Annotated in this window: 14 protein-coding genes; 3 read left to right on the forward strand and 11 right to left on the reverse strand. The window is 43.6% G+C overall.

Annotated elements, in window-relative coordinates; all coding sequences use genetic code 11:
* Positions 1 to 304: 304 nt before the first annotated feature.
* Positions 305 to 4,021: a pullulanase gene (locus HMPREF2853_RS01065; RefSeq protein WP_070534615.1), complete on the forward strand. Its 3,717-nt coding sequence runs from the start codon at positions 305 to 307 to the stop codon at positions 4,019 to 4,021.
* A 202-nt stretch (positions 4,022 to 4,223) separates the two neighbouring features.
* Here the strand turns inward: HMPREF2853_RS01065 and HMPREF2853_RS01070 are convergent, their stop codons facing one another.
* The 7 genes from HMPREF2853_RS01070 to HMPREF2853_RS01100 are packed head-to-tail and all read right to left on the reverse strand — an operon-like array spanning position 4,224 to position 9,559.
* Positions 4,224 to 4,988 carry an amino acid ABC transporter ATP-binding protein gene (locus HMPREF2853_RS01070; RefSeq protein ID WP_000942251.1) on the reverse strand — a complete coding sequence of 255 codons (765 nt, stop codon included), beginning with the start codon at positions 4,986 to 4,988 and terminating at the stop codon, positions 4,224 to 4,226.
* A 9-nt stretch (positions 4,989 to 4,997) separates the two neighbouring features.
* On the reverse strand, positions 4,998 to 5,720 hold the full coding sequence (locus HMPREF2853_RS01075) for an amino acid ABC transporter permease (protein ID WP_070534616.1): 723 nt from the start codon (positions 5,718 to 5,720) through the stop codon (positions 4,998 to 5,000).
* A 3-nt stretch (positions 5,721 to 5,723) separates the two neighbouring features.
* Entirely contained in the window at positions 5,724 to 6,416 is a 693-nt protein-coding gene (locus HMPREF2853_RS01080; protein WP_000255460.1) for an amino acid ABC transporter permease, read from the reverse strand.
* Between the two features lie 32 nt (positions 6,417 to 6,448).
* Entirely contained in the window at positions 6,449 to 7,327 is an 879-nt protein-coding gene (locus HMPREF2853_RS01085) for a transporter substrate-binding domain-containing protein (protein ID WP_000037011.1), read from the reverse strand.
* A gap of 11 nt (positions 7,328 to 7,338) precedes the next feature.
* Positions 7,339 to 8,337, reverse strand: coding sequence for a uroporphyrinogen decarboxylase family protein (locus HMPREF2853_RS01090; RefSeq protein ID WP_070534617.1), 999 nt, complete (start codon positions 8,335 to 8,337; stop codon positions 7,339 to 7,341).
* A 2-nt stretch (positions 8,338 to 8,339) separates the two neighbouring features.
* Entirely contained in the window at positions 8,340 to 8,543 is a 204-nt protein-coding gene (locus HMPREF2853_RS01095; protein WP_070534618.1) for a hypothetical protein, read from the reverse strand.
* Positions 8,544 to 8,554: 11 nt separating this feature from the next.
* Positions 8,555 to 9,559 (reverse strand): uroporphyrinogen decarboxylase family protein, encoded by a 1,005-nt coding sequence (locus HMPREF2853_RS01100; protein ID WP_070534619.1) that lies wholly within the window; start codon positions 9,557 to 9,559, stop codon positions 8,555 to 8,557.
* 365 nt (positions 9,560 to 9,924) lie between these two features.
* On the opposite strand from HMPREF2853_RS01100, the gene HMPREF2853_RS01105 reads away from it, so the two are divergent.
* Positions 9,925 to 10,782, forward strand: a complete 858-nt coding sequence (locus HMPREF2853_RS01105) for a 5'-nucleotidase, lipoprotein e(P4) family (RefSeq protein WP_000703383.1) — start codon at positions 9,925 to 9,927, stop codon at positions 10,780 to 10,782.
* Between the two features lie 230 nt (positions 10,783 to 11,012).
* Here the strand turns inward: HMPREF2853_RS01105 and HMPREF2853_RS01110 are convergent, their stop codons facing one another.
* Both HMPREF2853_RS01110 and glmS read right to left on the reverse strand, forming a co-directional pair.
* A complete protein-coding gene (locus HMPREF2853_RS01110) occupies positions 11,013 to 12,065 on the reverse strand; it encodes an LLM class flavin-dependent oxidoreductase (protein ID WP_070534620.1) in 1,053 nt (350 codons plus the stop codon).
* A gap of 110 nt (positions 12,066 to 12,175) precedes the next feature.
* Entirely contained in the window at positions 12,176 to 13,984 is a 1,809-nt protein-coding gene (gene glmS, locus HMPREF2853_RS01115) for a glutamine--fructose-6-phosphate transaminase (isomerizing) (protein WP_070534621.1), read from the reverse strand.
* 215 nt (positions 13,985 to 14,199) lie between these two features.
* Between glmS and HMPREF2853_RS01120 the strand changes: the two genes are divergently transcribed.
* Complete coding sequence (locus HMPREF2853_RS01120) at positions 14,200 to 14,613, forward strand: EamA family transporter (RefSeq protein WP_000264205.1); 414 nt, start codon at positions 14,200 to 14,202, stop codon at positions 14,611 to 14,613.
* Positions 14,614 to 14,651: 38 nt separating this feature from the next.
* Here the strand turns inward: HMPREF2853_RS01120 and HMPREF2853_RS01125 are convergent, their stop codons facing one another.
* Together HMPREF2853_RS01125 and HMPREF2853_RS01130 are read right to left on the reverse strand one after the other, a co-directional pair.
* On the reverse strand, positions 14,652 to 16,031 hold the full coding sequence (locus tag HMPREF2853_RS01125) for a glycoside hydrolase family 1 protein (protein ID WP_070534622.1): 1,380 nt from the start codon (positions 16,029 to 16,031) through the stop codon (positions 14,652 to 14,654).
* Positions 16,032 to 16,129: 98 nt separating this feature from the next.
* Positions 16,130 to 17,983, reverse strand: coding sequence for a proline--tRNA ligase (locus HMPREF2853_RS01130; protein ID WP_070534623.1), 1,854 nt, complete (start codon positions 17,981 to 17,983; stop codon positions 16,130 to 16,132).
* Between the last annotated feature and the right edge of the window lie 5 nt (positions 17,984 to 17,988).

Here is a 17,988-nt window from a genome sequence, read left to right on the forward strand (position 1 = left end):
AACCTGAAAAAAAGCACAAAAAGAGCAGCTAAATCTGACTTTTTCAGAAGATTTAACTGCTGTGAGCCTTGTCTGGACAATATTTCAGACAAAACCTACGACAAATGATTATTCACATTATACCTTATTTAGCTAGATTTTTCAAGGTTTTTTTACTATTTTTTAAACAATCTTTTCCTATATATTATTTTAAAATTTCAAGAGAATGAAGCATTATATTTTCTCTTAAAAGTTAGGAAAACGCTTGCACTAATGTTTACCTCGTGCTATACTGTTAGGGAACAACTACACAAGGAGAATTGTGATGAAAAAGATCCCATCTCAAACTGAGAAAAAAATGATTTATGGTATCCGTTCCTTGAAGAACGGAACTGGTTCTGTCCTTATTGGTGCTAGCATTGTCTTGCTTTCTGCTACAATGCCAACTATTTCAGCCAACGAAAACCTTCCTCAAACTCAGGAAAATACCAGCACTGTGGCTAAGGCTCCTACTGAGACTGAAACGAGTCAAACTCAAACGGAAACGCCTATTTCTGAACAAAAGAATGCAAACGCTTCCCTGGACGCTAAAAAAGAAGCTCCAGCTGTGGAAACTACTACAGCGCCAGAAACACCCAAAACAGAAGATGCTACTACAAGCCAGCCTAACAGCAAGGAAGAGAAAGTAGATGCCAGTACTTCGACGTCAACTTCAGATCAAAAACCACAAGCTGACACATCTTCTGAAGAACCCATCGCAGACAACCACTTCCGTATCCATGTAAAAAAACTCCCTGAAGAAAACAAAGATTCTCAAGGTCTTTGGACTTGGGACGATGTTGAAAAGCCGTCTGAAAACTGGCCCAATGGAGCCAAGTCCTTCAAGGATGCCAAGCAAGATGACTACGGCTATTATCTAGATGTCAAACTCAAAAATGAGCAAGCCAAGAAAGTCAGCTTCCTCATCAACAATACCAAGGGGGATAACCTGACAGGGGACCGTTCTGTAGAGCGCCTCTCTCCAAAAATGAATGAGGCCTGGCTAGATGAAAACTACAAGGTATACAATTATCGCCCTCAACCAGCAGGAACTATTCGTGTCAACTACTACCGCACCGACGGGAACTACGACAAAAAATCTCTTTGGTATTGGGGCGATGTCAAAAACCCAAGCAGTGGAGAATGGCCTGACGGTACTGACTTTACCGCAACTGGAAAATATGGACGTTACATTGACATTCCACTCAATGAAGCTGCGAGAGAATTTGGATTTTTATTACTAGACGAAAGCAAGAAAGGCGATGATGTGAAAATCAGAAAAGAAGATTATAAATTCACTGATCTAAAAAATCACAGTCAGATTTTCCTCAAAGATGATGACGAAACCATCTACACCAACCCCTACTATGTGCACGATATCCGCATGACTGGTGCCCAACACGTGGCTAAATCTCGTATCGAAAGCAGTTTTTCTACCCTAGTTGGAGCTAAGAAAGACGACATCCTCAAACACTCCAGCATCACTGATTACCAAGGGAATAAAGTAACTATCACAGACGTGGAAGTGGATGAGGCAGGTAAAAAAGTGACCTACATCGGCGACTTCTCTGACACTCAACACCCTTACACTGTCAGCTACAATTCAGACCGCTTTACCACACGTTCAAGCTGGCGCCTCAAGGATGAATCCTACAGTTACGATGGTCCACTCGGCGCAACTCTAAAAGAAGATGGCAAGCGTGTTGACCTCACCCTCTGGTCTCCAAGTGCTGATAAGGTTTCCGTTGTTGTCTATGACAAGAAAGACCCTGAAAAAGTAGTTGGAACTGTCGCCCTTGAAAAAGGAGAAAAAGGAACCTGGAAACAAACTCTGGATGCAAACTCTGGTCTCGGTATCAGCAACTACACTGGCTACTACTACCACTACCAAATCGAGCGCCAAGGTAAAACTGTCCTCGTTCTTGACCCTTATGCCAAATCATTAGCGGCTTGGAACAGTGACCTAGCAAAAACAGATACCGCTCATAAGGTCGCTAAAGCTGCCTTTGTCGATCCAGCGAAGTTAGGTCCGCAAGACTTGACCTATGGAAAGATTCGTAACTTCAAATCACGTGAAGATGCCGTTATCTACGAAGCTCATGTACGTGACTTCACTTCGGATCCTGCCATCGCAAAAGACTTGACCAAGCCATTTGGTACCTTTGAAGCCTTTATCGAAAAACTGGACTATCTCAAAGACTTGGGTGTGACCCACATCCAGCTCCTTCCAGTCTTGTCTTACTACTTTGTCAATGAATTGAAAAACCATGAACGTTTGTCTGCCTACGCTTCAAGCAACAGCAACTACAACTGGGGATATGACCCTCAAAACTACTTCTCCTTGACTGGTATGTACTCAAGCGATCCTAAGGATCCAGAAAAACGTATCGCCGAATTCAAAAACCTCATCAACGAAATCCACAAACGTGGCATGGGGGCTATCTTGGACGTGGTCTACAACCATACTGCAAATGTTGATATTTTTGAAGATATTGAGCCAAACTACTATCACTTTATGGATGCAGACGGAACTCCACGTACTAGCTTCGGAGGCGGCCGTTTGGGAACTACCCACTACATGTCTAAACGTGTCTTGGTAGACTCCATCAAGTATCTGGTTGAAACCTACAAAGTAGATGGTTTTCGCTTTGATATGATGGGTGACCACGATGCGGCTTCAATCGAAGAAGCTTACAAGGCTGCACGCGCCCTCAATCCAAATCTTATCATGCTAGGTGAAGGCTGGAGAACCTATACTGGTGATGAAAATACGCCTGTACAACCTGCTGACCAAGATTGGATGAAGAAAACAGATACTGTCGCTGTCTTTTCAGACGACATCCGTAACAACCTCAAGTCTGGCTATCCAAACGAAGGTCAACCCGCCTTTATCACAGGTGGCAAACGCGATATCAATACCATCTTTAAAAATCTCATTGCCCAACCAACCAACTTTGAAGCAGACAACCCTGGAGATGTTATCCAGTATATCGCAGCCCATGATAACTTGACCCTCTTTGACATCATTGCCCAGTCTATCAAAAAAGACCCAAGCAAGGCTGAGAACTATGCTGAAATCCATCGCCGTTTGCGACTTGGAAACCTCATGGTCTTGACCGCTCAAGGAACTCCGTTTATCCACTCTGGGCAGGAATATGGACGTACCAAACAATTCCTTGATCCAGCCTATAAGACTCCTGTTCCTGAAGATAAGGTTCCAAACAAGTCTCACTTGTTACGTGACAAAGACGGCAAGCCATTTGTCTATCCTTACTTTATCCATGACTCTTATGACTCTAGTGATGCTGTCAACAAGTTTGACTGGACCAAGGCTACAGATGGCAAAGCATATCCTGAAAATGTCAAGAGTCGTGACTACATGAAAGGATTGATCGCTCTTCGTCAATCTACAGACGCCTTCCGACTCAAGAGTCTGCAAGATATCAAGGAGCGCGTCCACCTCATTACTGTCCCAGGACAAAATGGCGTTGAAAAAGAAGACGTGGTCATCGGCTACCAAATTACTGCTCCAAACGGTGATGTCTACGCTGTCTTTGTCAATGCGGATGATAAGGCTCGCGAATTCAACTTGGGGACTGCTTTTGCTCACTTGAGAAATGCCGAAGTTCTCGCAGATGAAAACCAAGCAGGACCAGTAGGAATCGCTAAACCTCAAGGTCTCGAATGGACTGAAAAAGGCTTGAAATTGAATGCTCTCACTGCTGTCGTTCTCCGCTTGTCTCAAGGCGGCGCCATCGTCGCTCCAGCTGTGGAAGAAAAACCAGAATTTGATCTTTCTAGCTTGGAAGTTGAACCAGAACAAGGTCAAGCTCAAAACCTAGCAGCCAATCCTGAAACTCAAGAAACTGCTGCAGAGGCTCACTCTCAGAACCTCCTTCCAAACACAGGAACTGAGAGCAAATCCCTTCTTGTCCTTGCTGGATTCAGTATCCTTGCCCTTCTCGGACTTGGATGGTTGATAAAAAACAAGAAAGAGAACTGATACTCAATGAAAATCAAAGAGTAAACTAGAAAGCTAGCCACAGGCTGCTCAAAGCACAGCTTTGAGCTTGTAGATAAGGTGAAGCTGACCTGGTTTGAAGAGATTTTCAAAGAATATAACCTAGCCCTCCTATAGAAAAAACACCCCATGGTCAGAAGAATCTTCTAGTCATGGGGTGTTGTTTTTATGATACACTTATCTATCAAATCATATATTCTACACTATAGCTAGCGTCTGATAAGATACGAGCCAGGAACTGCTTGGTTCGTTCTTCTTGTGGACGACTAAAGAAATCGTGGGGATTGTTCTCCTCTACGATACGGCCTCCATCCATGAAAATAACGTGGTTAGCGACATCTCTAGCAAATCCCATCTCATGCGTGACGACCACCATGGTCACACCTTCTCCCGCCAACTGTTTCAGAACATCCAAAACATCTCCAACCAACTCAGGGTCTAGTGCTGATGTTGGTTCATCTAGCAAAATGACCTCGGGTTTGACGGCAATAGCACGCGCAATTCCTATTCGTTGTTGTTGCCCTCCAGATAGCTGAGAAGGGTAGTAGTCTTTGTAGGCCAGTAAACCAACTTTTTCCAAGGCAGATTCTGCACGTTTGAGCGCTTCTTCCTTGGGAACTTTACGAGCGACGATTAGACCTTCTAGAATATTTTCCAGAGCAGTTTTATTTGCAAAAAGATTGTAGTGTTGAAAAACAAAGGCTGTTTTTTGGCGAATTTCTAGAATGTCTTTCTTGCTTAATTTGGCTAAGTCATAAGTTTTTCCTGCCAAGGTCAAACGGCCACTGTCAGCTTTTTCTAAGTGGTTGAGACAACGGAGAAAGGTCGTTTTCCCCGAACCTGATGGTCCTAAAATAACGACGACATCCCCTTGGTTGACCTGGAGATTGACATCCTCCAAGACCTGCCTCTCACCAAATGTTTTTGCGATATGTTCTACTTGTAACATCCTGTCCTCCTATACGAAACGCGCGCTAGATGCTTTTGCACTTTTTTCTTTTTTCACATAGCCTTTCTCCAGTAGGGAGAAGCCCCATTGAATCAAACCACAGATCAAAATATACTGCAAAAAGATCACAAAATAAGACTCAAAATACTGGTAACCGTAGGACGCTTCTACACGAGCAATAGCGGTGATGTCCTTGATGGTCATAACAAAGACCAGGGAGGTCCCTTTGACGATATTGATCACCAGATTGGCTAAGTTAGGCAAGGCTGAGCGCAAGGCTTGAGGAAAAACAATCCTTAGATAGGCCTGGGTTGTAGTCAGCCCAATCGCATGCGCTGCCTCTAGTTGTCCCTTGTCCACCGTCAAGATAGCTGAACGCAAAATCTCCGATAAACTCCCAACTGTCATCAAACTATAAATGATAAAGGCATAATAGAGAGGATCAAGCTTGAAAATATCAAAGTCACTTCCTATGCTTTTGAGAAATTGATTCAGCAAACTTGGAAACAAACTATAAAAGAAGAGAATCAATAAAATCGGAGGAGTCGCTCGGATAAAGGCCAGATAGACCAGAGAAAAACTCCTCACACCTCGAACCTTATAGATCTGACCCAAGGCTAAAAATAGAGCCGGTAAAAAGCTTAAGACCATAGCCACAATCATGATAATCAAGGTGATTGGCACACCCTTCAAGGTCTCCAGAAAGGTCTTTAAAATATAGTCTATATCCATTTCTTACCTCCCTTTTGTTTCCAAAGACTTCTCAAGCAAACGGCTCAAGCTAGAAATAACCAAGGCAATCCCCCAGTAAAGAAGCGCAACTGCCGTATAGGTTTCCAGCGAGTAGTTCCCTAAATTGCGACTGATCAAGAGATTCCCCGCCCCCATAACATCAACGAAACCAATCGTATAGGCCAAGGCAGCATCTCGCATGAGATTGAGTATAGCGGTCGTTATATTGGGAAGAGCAACTTGAAAAGCTTGGGGAAAAATGATTCTCCAAAAAGTCTGACTTGGAGTCAAACCAATACTAAGCCCGGCCTCTGTCTGCCCCTTTGGAATAGCTTGATAGGCCGCCTTGAAAACCTCGGCAACAATAGCCGCAAACAAGAGAATCATCGTCAGGAGAACAAAAATAGTTTTAGACCAGTTGTTGATATCCAAACCAAGCCACCATTTCAGAAATTCTGGCAAGCCATAAAAGACTAGAAAAAGCAAGACAATCGGCGGTGTACAACGTAGGGTAAAGATATAGCCTTTGGAAATCGCTGCAAAACTCTTGTCTTCTCCTACTTGTGCCCAGGCCAAGAGACCTCCAAAAAGGGACCCAAGAAGAGTGGTAAAAAAGAGAATGGACAAGGTCATAGGAAGTGCCTGCCATAAGGTTGGCAAAAACTGAAAGACCTTGGAAAAATCATAAGAAACCATGCAAAACCCTTTCTAGTCTTGGAATTTCTGGTCTAGTCTTTGTCTACATAACTAAAGACATCTTCTTTAAAGTATTGCTGAGATAACTTAGCAAGCGTTCCATCTTCCTTCAACTCTTTGATTGCTTTTTCATATTCTTTAGCGAATTTCTCACCCTTTTCATCACGGTGAATCAAGGGATAAGTTGGAATACCCTTGTATGGGAACCAGCTGAGTTTATCCGCATATTGGTGGTAAGGGCCATCTTCTGCGGTAACTGCTTTTTCAAAGGACAGTTTGATATCAAAGAAGGCGTCATAACGTCCTTCTAAGACCCAGGCATAGGCATCTGCCACTTTAAAGGATTCAGCTGCTGTTAGCTCAATCGGTGCATCCTGATGTTTTTCATTGTAGCTGGTGATAACATTCCATTGAGCATTCTGTGGAGAGATGGGAACCAATTTCCCTTTATTCTTAGCAAAGTCATCAATGGTTTTGTATTTCTGTTCATCTTCTTTTCTGACAGTAAATCCGATGATGCTCGCTCCGACTGGTTCAGATGGAATGACAAACTTTTTAGCTCGTTCATCTGTGTACCAAGCTCCCTTGGTTCCGATGTCATACTTACCTGATTCCAGACCAATCAAGAGGTCATCATCACTGGTACCCGTATATTCAAATTGATAGTTTGCCAACTTCTCATCAACAGCCTTCAAAACAGCTACCTCATAACCATCTGATTCCCCTTTTTCATTGACAAAGTCATAAGGTACATAGTTTTGTGTATGGGCAACCTTCAAGGTTATAACTTCAGCAGACGAAGCCGTTTCTCCATCCTTGGCTGGAGCACCAGCTAAACTTCTCCCGATAATCGTTGCCCCAATTACTACAACCACTGCTACACCACCGATAATCCATGCTTTTTTACTCATCTTTTTCTCCTTTAGTTTTCAAGCGCTTCTCTCACCCACTGGATACGTTCAACTGCGATATCACTTGGAATGGTACAATCTGCCCCAAGTACCAAGCCCTGTTCCCCAGCTTCTGCAACTAGTTTCTTTGCTTCAGCCTGAATGGCATCCTTGCTACCAGTATACAGTAAGCCTGTCTTGCCATTTTCAAATCCTCCAAGAACCGTACGTCCCTTGAAAATCTCACGACCTTCCTTGAGAGTGACTCCCTCTGGTCCTACAGCCCAGTTAAAGACTTGGGCTGGATAGTCTGCAAAAAGGTGAATATCATTTCGCGCCCCCTCGTAGCCACAGATATGAAGAACAGTAACACCACCAACAGCACTAGCTGCTTCCAGAACCGTTATCTCGCTAGGTGCAATGACAGCTTGATACTCTGCTGCCGACACTCGTTGATCTTGGATACTCTGCACGCTGAGGTAGATTCCATCAGCACCAGCCTCTTCGATGACAGCTCGACTGAGACTCTCAATATCTTCTGCAATCACATCCAACACCTTTTTAAGGGCTTCAGGATCTTCCACCAGAAAGTCCGCAATAAGGTCATCGCCACCAGACACTTCCCCAAGCAACCACTTGAGATAGGTCACAGGAGCAAAAATATTGTAAATCGCAACGATATCTTCTGTAAACTCTTGCTTGATTTTCTTAACCAAATCCACCTGCTCTTTTATCCAAGAATGATCTGGCCCGAGTGGTTGAATGGTTGCCAATTCTTGAAGTGATTTGCCTTTGGCAATCGCTGGATTTGGATAAGCAAAGTAGCCATCACTCATGAGTTTGATAAAGTCCGGCTGAACTTCTCGGATAAAGCGCTTATGGCCCTCGATATTCTTCTCGATAATGGCTGGATTTGAGAAACCGTGTAGCCATTCGTCTTCGGATGTGAAATGGTGCCAAAAACCAACTGGCACACGATCAACCTTTTCACCTCTAAATGCTTTTAAAACCCATTCTTTTTTTTCTGACATTCTTATTCTCCATTTCTTACTTTTTCAACTAATAAACTGCTTGCGATATCATTCGAGCGTAGAAAGGGGAGACTGAACTTGGAAAAATCCTGAACTCCACGACATCTCTCTCCATTTTTACAATGCCCATTTTTTACGACACTTATGGCAACCAAAGCCAGCAAACCGACAACTGCAATGAAGATGCACCATCTTTTACTTTTCATAGCTCCTCCTTTTAGAGAACAGCTGCCTGCCGAATCCAGTCCAACCTCTCTAAGTCAAAGTCATCTGGAACAGTACAGTCAGCTCCCAGAAGAACTCCTTTACTACCAGCTTCAGCCAGCAACCGTCTTGTTTCATTTTGCAATTCCGCCTTGGAACCTTGATAAAGCAAGCTTTTCTTGCCATTTTCAAATCCACCTAAAACGGCCTTGCCTGTAAACAACTCTTGACCCTGTGTCAAGCTAACATCCTCATGGTGGGTCGCCCAGTTGACCACTTGAGCCGGATAGTCCTTAAATATCGTCACATCATTGCTCGCACCTTCAAAACCACAGATATGGAGGATATTGGTCCCACCAACCTGATTGGCAGCCTCCAAAATCGCTATATTGCTCGGTTCGATATAGGTTTGGTAGAGTGCTGGTGTGATGCGCTCATCTTGAATTTCCTGGGTGCTGAGATAAATCCCATCAACTCCACCTTGCTGGATGATTTTCTGAGTTAAGGAAGCAATGTCTCCTGCAATCACATCTAGAATTGCTCTGAATTGCTCAGGATTTTCAAGCAATAGGTCAGCCACTTCCCTATCTCCTCGAGAAGTTTCTGTACGGAACCAGCGCTTGAGGTAGGAGATCGGTGAAAAGATATTGTAGAAAGAAGCAATCTCTTCGGTAAAAGTCTCTCGAATCGCTTGGACCACTTCCACCTGTTGCTGAATCCATGGGTGTTCCTCACCAATCGACTCAATAGAAGTCAGCTCCTGAATGCTTGAAACCTTAGGACTATAGACATTACTTGGATAAAGGAAAAAACCGTCGCTCATAATTTTGACAAAATCAGGACGAATCCTTTCCACATAGTTGCGATGCCCGTCAACACTTTTTTGAAAGATACGTGGATTATTTAATCCCTGCCCCTTTTCTTCGAGTGTTACAAAATGAAACCAAAATCCCACAGGAACTCTTTCCACTTCATCGCCTCGGATCGCTCTAAAGACTAGATCTCTTTTACTTGCCATACCTCTCTCCTTCCATTTGAATTGAAACCATCTTACCACTCCTTTTCCCCTTTTCCCAATATATATTGACTATCAACTCGATTAGAAATTTTTATATCAATAAAGAAAAAATCCCTGAAAAGCTTGATGTTACTAGCCTTTCAAAGATTCACTTTATTTTCATCTATTTTTCAAAAAGGAGTTGATATAGATTTTCTATCAAGCCGATTGGATTTTTTTATATCTATCTTCATTCCCAAATTAAGTACATAATTTTATCCTAATACCAAATTACTAGTGAAAAATTTATTTTCTCTCGATATTCCCTTGCACAAATCCCGTGAAAACGCTACAATATTAGTAGACTATTTTAGGAGGATGGGATTATGAAAATATCCAAAGTTACCATTACAATTGCTTCTACACTTGCTTCCGTCATTTTACTGACTGGCTGTGGCACAAATTCGGCAAATTCACAGACAACACAAAGTAGTACATCTGATAATCAGGTTACAATGACCTATGATCAGTTGCGTTCAAGAGAAAATACTATGTCAACTCTTTGGTATCAAAAAGCAGCTGAAACCAAGGCACTCTATCTACAAGGCTATAATGTCGCTACTGATCGTTTGAAAGAACTACTAAAAACACAGACAGATAAACCCTACTCTATCGTTTTGGACTTGGACGAAACCGTATTAGACAACAGTCCTTATCAAGCACAAAATGTCAAAGACGGAACAGCATTTACCCCAGAAAACTGGGATGTCTGGGTAAAAAAGGCCGCAGCCAAGGCTGTACCAGGTGCTAAAGATTTTCTCCAATTTGCAGACCAAAACGGTGTCCAAATTTACTATGTATCTGACCGCACGATAGATCAGGTAGATGATACGATCAAAAACCTAGAAAATGAAGGAATTCCTGTACAAAGCCGCGATCATCTCATGTTCTTAGAAAAAGGCGTCAAATCTAAAGAAGGTCGTAGACAAGCAGTCCAAGAAAAAACCAACTTAGTCATGCTACTAGGAGACAATCTTGTGGACTTTGCAGAGTTTTCAAAGACCTCTGAAACTGAGCGCGACCAAAAATTAGAGGAATTACAAAAAGAGTTTGGTGAGAAATTCATCATTTTCCCTAACCCAATGTACGGATCATGGGAAAGCACTGTCTACAATGGTAATAAATTGGATGCCAAGGGTCAAACTGAAGAGCGCCAAAAAAACTTACAAGGTTTTGATAAATAAAATAAGAGATCTATCTACCAGTTTACACCAACCACAAGATATCGTATTTGCGAGAATATCAAAAAAAGACGATTTCCAAACGGAGATCGTCTTTTTTGCTATTTTATCTTGTACTTGGTATAAACTAGTATATATTCCACTAGATAGTATGCTCTACCCCTTGTACCACTTCCACCTGTTGCTGAATCCATGGGTGTTCCTCACCAATCGACTCAACCGATTAAATTTTTTTATAACCCCTCTTTCATGGCAAAGTAAGCACGTATTTTGGGCGCCACTTGCGTGCCGAAGAGTTCAATAGCTCTCAAAACTTGATCATGTGGCATAGAACCAAGCGGTAGATGGAGCATGAAACGGTCCAAGTCTAAATCCTCAATCATGCGAATCAATTTTTCTGCTACCTGATCTGGATTTCCCACAAACATGGCACCATTTGGACTAACTTGCTCCAAATATTGCTCATGGGTCAACTCCTGCCAGTGTGGACGGTCCTTGGAAATCGCATCAACCACTTGCTTGGTCGGATGGAAATAATCTTTTACAGCCTGTTCGCCATCCTCAGCAATCCAACCCCAAGAATGAGCACCCACTTTCAGGTCTTTATCCGCATGACCGGCATCCCTTCCAATCTCACGATAAGCTTGAATCAATTTTTTAAAATAACGCGGATTACCACCGATAATGGCATAGACAATCGGCAGCCCTGCCCGAGCAATCTTCACTGTTGATTCGACATGGCCACCTGTCGCCACCCACAATGGCAATTTGTCCTGAACTGGACGGGGATAGACTTCTTTTCCAGCAATGCTTTGGGTCAATTGACCTTGCCAGTCTATCTTGGTCTTTTCATTGACTAACTGGAGCATGTCTAATTTCTCATCAAAGAGAGCTTCATAGTCTTTCAAGTCATAGCCAAACAGTGGGAAAGACTCGGTAAATGAACCACGCCCAGCCATAATCTCTGCACGGCCATTTGACAAGGCATCGATGGTGGCATATTGTTGGAACAAGCGAATCGGATCCATACTCGAGAGAATGCTGACCGCACTAGTCAAACGAATCTTTTTGGTATTGACTGCCCCAGCTGCAAGAACAATCTCTGGCGCCGATACCGCAAAGTCCTCCCGATGATGCTCCCCAATCCCGTACACATCCAAACCAACCTTATCAGCCAGCTCTATCTCTGCCACCAACTGACGAATGCGTTCATCATGACTGTAAATCTGCCCAGTCGCTTCCAGAGCGGTTGTTTCACCAAATGTTGAAATCCCTAATTCTACCATCCCGTTTCCTCGCTATCTCTTTTAGTTTTAGGGTATTTTATCACTAATTAGTTCTATTTTCAATAAATTTGCTCATTAGAAAAAGCCTAGATGAACTAGACTTTCTTAGCTTATTCTACTGTTACTGACTTAGCAAGGTTACGTGGTTTATCCACATCAAGGCCACGATGGAGTGTTGCAAAGTAAGCGACCAATTGCGTTGGTACGACCATTGAGATTGGTGAAAGGTATGGGTGTACAGTCGTAAGGACGATATCGTCTGTGTCTTTAGCAACATTCTCTTCTGCAATAGTGAGAACCTTGGCACCACGGGCTGCGACCTCTTGGATATTTCCACGAGTGTGGTTAGCAAGGACTGGATCTGACAAGAGGGCCAAGACAGGCGTTCCTTCTTCAATCAAAGCAATGGTTCCGTGCTTGAGTTCTCCTGCCGCAAAACCTTCACATTGGATGTAAGAAATCTCTTTGAGTTTGAGACTGGCTTCCATGGCTACATAGTAGTCTTGACCACGTCCAATGTAAAAGGCGTTGCGAGTTGTTTCAAGAAGTTCACGAACTTTAGCATCAATGGTTTCTTTTTCTGAAAGGGTTGATTCGATAGACTGAGCTACGATTGACAACTCATGAACCAGGTCAAAGGCTTGCGCTTTGGCATTGCCATTTGCTTCTCCAACTGCTTTTGCAAGGAAGGCAAGGGCTGCGATTTGTGCTGTGTAGGCCTTGGTTGATGCCACGGCAATTTCAGGACCTGCGTGAAGGAGCATAGTATGATTGGCTTCACGTGAAAGGGTTGAACCTGGCACGTTTGTCACTGTCAAGCTCGGAATCCCCATTTCATTAGCCTTAACCAAAACCTGACGGCTGTCAGCTGTTTCACCAGACTGGCTGATAAAGATGAAGAGCGGTTTCTTGCTGAGAAGTGGCATGCCGTAGCCCCACTCAGATGAGATTCCAAGTTCAACAGGTGTATCTGTCAATTCTTCCAGCATTTTCTTAGAAGCAAATCCTGCGTGGTACGATGTTCCAGCTGCAAGGATGTAAATGCGGTCTGCATCTTGAACAGCCTTAATGATAGCAGGGTCAACCACTACTTGACCTGCCTCATCTGTGTAGGCTTGGATGAGTTTACGCATAACCGTTGGTTGCTCGTCGATTTCCTTGAGCATGTAGTAAGGATAAGTCCCCTTGCCGATATCTGACAAGTCGAGCTCCGCAGTATAGCTAGCACGTTCACGGCGATTGCCATCATAGTCTTGAACTTCGACACTATCAGCCTTGACGATTACCAACTCTTGGTCATGAATTTCCATGTATTGGTTGGTCTCACGAATCATAGCCATAGCATCTGAGCAGACCATGTTGTAGCCTTCTCCAAGACCAATCAAAAGCGGCGATTTGTTCTTAGCGACATAGATGACTTCAGGATCTTGTGAATCAATCAAGGCAAAGGCATAAGACCCACGGATGATGTGAAGGGCTTTTTTGAAGGCTTCAAGAACTGAGAGACCATCTTCTTCTGCAAATTTCCCAATCAGGTGAACGGCAATTTCTGTATCGGTTTGCCCCTTGAAGTGGTGACCTGCAAGGTATTCTTCCTTGATTTCAAGGTAGTTTTCAATCACTCCATTGTGCACCAAGACAAAACGTCCTGTCTCAGAGCGGTGTGGGTGAGCATTGTCCTCAGTTGGTTTTCCGTGAGTCGCCCAACGCGTATGTCCAATACCAGTTGTCCCCTCAACACCTGCTGTCTTGGCAGATAATTCTGCGATACGACCGACAGCCTTGACTAGATGATTTTCAGCACCACCTAGGACAAAAATTCCCGCAGAATCATAACCACGGTATTCGAGCTTTTCAAGCCCTTGAATCAAAATATCAGTTGCATTTGTGTTTCCAACAACACCAACAATTCCACACATAGTATATACGACACAGACCAGCTGTGCTTTCTCCTTAAATTGGTATAGTCTAATTCTCACTTTACGGAATCAGCAAAAACAGTATATACTTGTTTTTCTCACTTGTCAAGAAGAAAAATTGGTATAGTTTTTCTATCTGGTATTTTATCAATATTTCACTTGATACCTGACAAGTCGGCATCAATTACTTATAATAAGGGGAGGAGGTATTTGCCATGTGGTTTTTCTTCGCACTTTTATCAGCTATCTTTGCAGCCTTAACGTCAATTTTAGCCAAGATTGGGATTGAAGGAGTTCCATCCAATCTAGCAACCGCTATTCGGACAGTCGTCGTCATTCTTATGGCCTGGGCCATGGTTTTCTTGACCAATAGTCAGACCGAAATTGTCAACATCAGTAAAAAAAGTTGGCTCTTTCTCATCTTATCTGGTTTGGCCACTGGCGCCTCCTGGCTCTGCTACTACAAGGCCCTACAGATGGGCAATGCGACTGAGGTATCTGCTGTCGATAAATTCAGTCTCGTCATTACCCTCGTTCTAGCCGTTTTCTTCCTACAGGATGTCCTGACGTTTAAAACAATCATTGGCTGTATCCTGATTACGATCGGGACCTTAGTGATGATATTGTAATAAAAAGTGAGATGAACACCATCTCACTCTTTTTATTCTTAAAATCCATTATGGTCGCTGAGTTCTTTGAACCAGTGGCCTGATTTCTTCAGGCGACGTTCCTGCGTTTCCAAGTCAAGCTCAACCAGACCGTAGCGATTTTTATAGCTGTTGAGCCATGACCAGCAGTCGATAAAGGTCCAGATTAAGTAACCCTTACAATTGGCTCCGTCTTCAATGGCACGGTGAAGTTCACGCAGATGACCTTTGACAAAGTCGATACGATAGTCGTCTTGAATCATGCCATTCTCACGGAATTTATCTTCACCCTCAACACCCATGCCGTTTTCGGTCAACATCCACTCGATATTGCCATAATTTTCCTTGATGTTTTGAGCGATGTCATAAATCCCCTGCTCGTAGATTTCCCAACCGCGGTGAGGATTGATTTTACGGCCCGGCATGATATAAGGCTCATAGAAATGTTCTGGCAAGAGGGGACTGTCTGGATGTTTAGCAAAACGCGGCGCCATAACACGCAAAGGTTGGTAGTAGTTGACTCCAAGGAAATCAACTATGTTCTCACGAATGAGTTCTAACTCTTCAACAGTGTACTCTGGCAGCAAATCATGCTCAGACAAGATTTCTACTAATTCTTCTGGATAAACTCCCAGTACAGACGGATCTAGGAAAGATTGAGCTTGGAAGAGATCGGCAATGCGAGCGGCCTTGACATCCGCGGGATGCTGGCTACGTGGGTAGGCTGGTGTCAAGTTGAGAACAATCCCAATCTTAGAATCAGGCAAAATCTCATGACAAGCCTTAACCGCAAGACTACTAGCCAGTTGTGTGTGATAGGCAACCTTAACCGCCGCTTTGGCATCTACCTTATGAGGATAGTGGGCATCATAGAAATAGCCAAACTCTACCGGAACGATGGGCTCATTAAAAGTAATCCATTGGTCTACCAAGTCACCGTAAGTCTCAAAACAAAAACGAGCATAGTCTTCATAAGCCTTGACAGTCGCCTTATTTTCCCAACCATCCCCATCTTCTTGCAGAGCAAAAGGCAGGTCAAAGTGATAGAGATTGACTAAGAGGAGAATGCCCTTGGCCTTAATAGCCTCAAAAACCTGACGGTAGAAAGTCACCCCTTGCGGATTGACCTCTCCACGGCCCTGTGGGAAAATACGAGACCACTGGATAGAAGTTCGGAAGGCTGTATGCCCAGTCTCTACCAAAAGCTCAATATCCTTTTCCCAGTTTTCATAGAAAGTCGATGTTTTGTCAGGTCCAATCCCATTGTAGTAGCGATTAGGTTCCACCTGATACCAATAATCCCAGAGATTGTCCCCCTTGCCGTCACCTGGCACTCGTCCTTCTGTCTGTGGTCCAGAAGTGGAGGAACCCCAAACAAAATCCTTTGGAAATTTTAGCATAGCTTTACCTCTTCATTTACTCATTTTCCCCATTATATAGAAAAAACAAGGTAAAAACTAGTTACATTTTTGCCTTGTTTTTCTTCTGATTATAGTTTTTATTTCTTGCTGAGGATTTCAAGCGTTTCAAGCAAGTTGTCTGCATGAACTTCGATGGTGTCACCAGTCGCCTTGATCTTAACTTCTACAATACCGTCAGCTGCTTTCTTCCCAACAGTAATACGGATTGGCAACCCAATCAAGTCACTATCGCTAAACTTCACTCCGACACGTTCGTTACGGTCGTCTGTCAAGACTTCGTAACCAGCTCCCATCAAGCTTGCTTCAAGTTTATCTGTCAAGGCTTGCGCTTCTTCATCTTTGACATTGACAGTAATCAAGTGCACATCAAATGGTGCTAATTCTTTAGGGAAGTTAACTCCCCAAGCATAACGGTATTCGCCTTTTGGCGTTTTATTGACAAAGAGGCGAGCGTGTTGCTCCATAACGGCTGAAAGGAGACGGCTAACACCGATACCGTAACAACCCATAATTATTGGCACAGCACGGCCATTTTCGTCCAAAACATCTGCGCTCATACTTGCTGAGTAGCGAGTTCCGAGTTTGAAAATATGACCGATCTCAATACCACGCGCGAAGTTAAGAACGCCTTGTCCGTCTGGTGAAATTTCACCCTCACGAACTTCGCGGATATCCACGTATTCTGCAGTGAAATCACGACCTGGGTTCACACCCGTCAAGTGGTAACCATCTTCGTTGGCCCCCACAACAGCATTGCGAACATCTTGTACCTTACGGTCTGCAATGATTTTCACATTTTCTGGCAAACCAACTGGGCCAAGCGAACCAAAGCCAGCTGAGATAACATTTGCTACTTCTTCCTCGCTCGCAACGTCAAAGAAATCTGCTCCCAAGTGGTTTTTCAACTTAACTTCATTGAGTTGGTCATTTCCAACTAGAAGGGCTGCAACAAGTTCTCCATCTGCCATGTAGAAGAGGGTTTTGATTGTTTGTTCTTCTGGGACGTTAAGGAAGGCTGCAACTTCATCGATGGATTTTACACCTGGAGTCTCGACGCGAGTCACTTCTTCTTCCGCGACGACACGGTTACTTGGTTTGTATTCGTTTGTTGCCATTTCTAAGTTAGCCGCATAGCTAGACTCACTTGAGTAGGCAATGGTGTCTTCACCAGAAACCATCCATTTGAGCAATTCTGCCTTGATTTCTTCTTGCACTTCTGCAGGAATTTCGTCAAATGAGGCAACTGACTTGTCTAAGACAACCCAGCGGTCAAGGTCTGTACGAGCAGGTGTGATGGCCATAAATTCTTGGCTATCCTTACCACCCATAGCGCCACCATCACCGATGATGGCCTTGAAGTCCAAGCCACTACGAGTAAAAATACGTTCATAGGCCGCCTTGTACTCGTCATAAGTCACATCCAAACTATCGTAATTAGCATGGAAACTATAGCCGTCTTTCATGATAAATTCACGCGTACGGAGAAGTCCGTTACGTGGACGTTTTTCATCACGGTATTTCGGTTGGATTTGGTAAAGGTTGAGTGGTAATTGCTTGTAAGACTTGACAGAGTCACGAACAATAGCTGTAAAAGTTTCTTCGTGTGTCGGACCTAGGATAAAGTCTGACTTTTCACGGTTTTTCAATTTATAAAGGTCTTCACCATAGGTTTCATAACGACCTGATTCACGCCAAAGATCGGCACTGAGAAGGGCAGGAGCCAACATTTCCACCGCACCAATCTTATCAAACTCTTGGCGCATAATGTTTTTAGCCTTTTCAATCACACGGTTAGCGAGTGGTAGGTAAGAATAAACACCAGCAGAAACTTGACGAACATAACCAGCACGCAACATAAGGGCGTGGCTGATAACTTGAGCATCGCTTGGCATTTCGCGAAGCGTTGGGATTAGCATTTTACTTTGTTTCATAATAT

Source organism: Streptococcus sp. HMSC077F03, from assembly GCF_001812375.1.
GTDB classification, from domain to species: Bacteria; Bacillota; Bacilli; order Lactobacillales; family Streptococcaceae; genus Streptococcus; species Streptococcus oralis_S.

What these genes read in the sequence shown, in the direction of transcription:
- HMPREF2853_RS01065 (WP_070534615.1), top strand. Translation starts at nt 305, where the DNA reads ATGAAAAAGATCCCATCTCAAACTGAGAAAAAAATGATTTATGGTATC.
- HMPREF2853_RS01070 (WP_000942251.1), bottom strand. Translation starts at nt 4,988, where the DNA reads ATGTTACAAGTAGAACATATCGCAAAAACATTTGGTGAGAGGCAGGTC.
- HMPREF2853_RS01075 (WP_070534616.1), bottom strand. Translation starts at nt 5,720, where the DNA reads ATGGATATAGACTATATTTTAAAGACCTTTCTGGAGACCTTGAAGGGT.
- HMPREF2853_RS01080 (WP_000255460.1), bottom strand. Translation starts at nt 6,416, where the DNA reads ATGGTTTCTTATGATTTTTCCAAGGTCTTTCAGTTTTTGCCAACCTTA.
- HMPREF2853_RS01085 (WP_000037011.1), bottom strand. Translation starts at nt 7,327, where the DNA reads ATGAGTAAAAAAGCATGGATTATCGGTGGTGTAGCAGTGGTTGTAGTA.
- HMPREF2853_RS01090 (WP_070534617.1), bottom strand. Translation starts at nt 8,337, where the DNA reads ATGTCAGAAAAAAAAGAATGGGTTTTAAAAGCATTTAGAGGTGAAAAG.
- HMPREF2853_RS01095 (WP_070534618.1), bottom strand. Translation starts at nt 8,543, where the DNA reads ATGAAAAGTAAAAGATGGTGCATCTTCATTGCAGTTGTCGGTTTGCTG.
- HMPREF2853_RS01100 (WP_070534619.1), bottom strand. Translation starts at nt 9,559, where the DNA reads ATGGCAAGTAAAAGAGATCTAGTCTTTAGAGCGATCCGAGGCGATGAA.
- HMPREF2853_RS01105 (WP_000703383.1), top strand. Translation starts at nt 9,925, where the DNA reads ATGAAAATATCCAAAGTTACCATTACAATTGCTTCTACACTTGCTTCC.
- HMPREF2853_RS01110 (WP_070534620.1), bottom strand. Translation starts at nt 12,065, where the DNA reads ATGGTAGAATTAGGGATTTCAACATTTGGTGAAACAACCGCTCTGGAA.
- glmS (WP_070534621.1), bottom strand. Translation starts at nt 13,984, where the DNA reads ATGTGTGGAATTGTTGGTGTTGTTGGAAACACAAATGCAACTGATATT.
- HMPREF2853_RS01120 (WP_000264205.1), top strand. Translation starts at nt 14,200, where the DNA reads ATGTGGTTTTTCTTCGCACTTTTATCAGCTATCTTTGCAGCCTTAACG.
- HMPREF2853_RS01125 (WP_070534622.1), bottom strand. Translation starts at nt 16,031, where the DNA reads ATGCTAAAATTTCCAAAGGATTTTGTTTGGGGTTCCTCCACTTCTGGA.
- HMPREF2853_RS01130 (WP_070534623.1), bottom strand. Translation starts at nt 17,983, where the DNA reads ATGAAACAAAGTAAAATGCTAATCCCAACGCTTCGCGAAATGCCAAGC.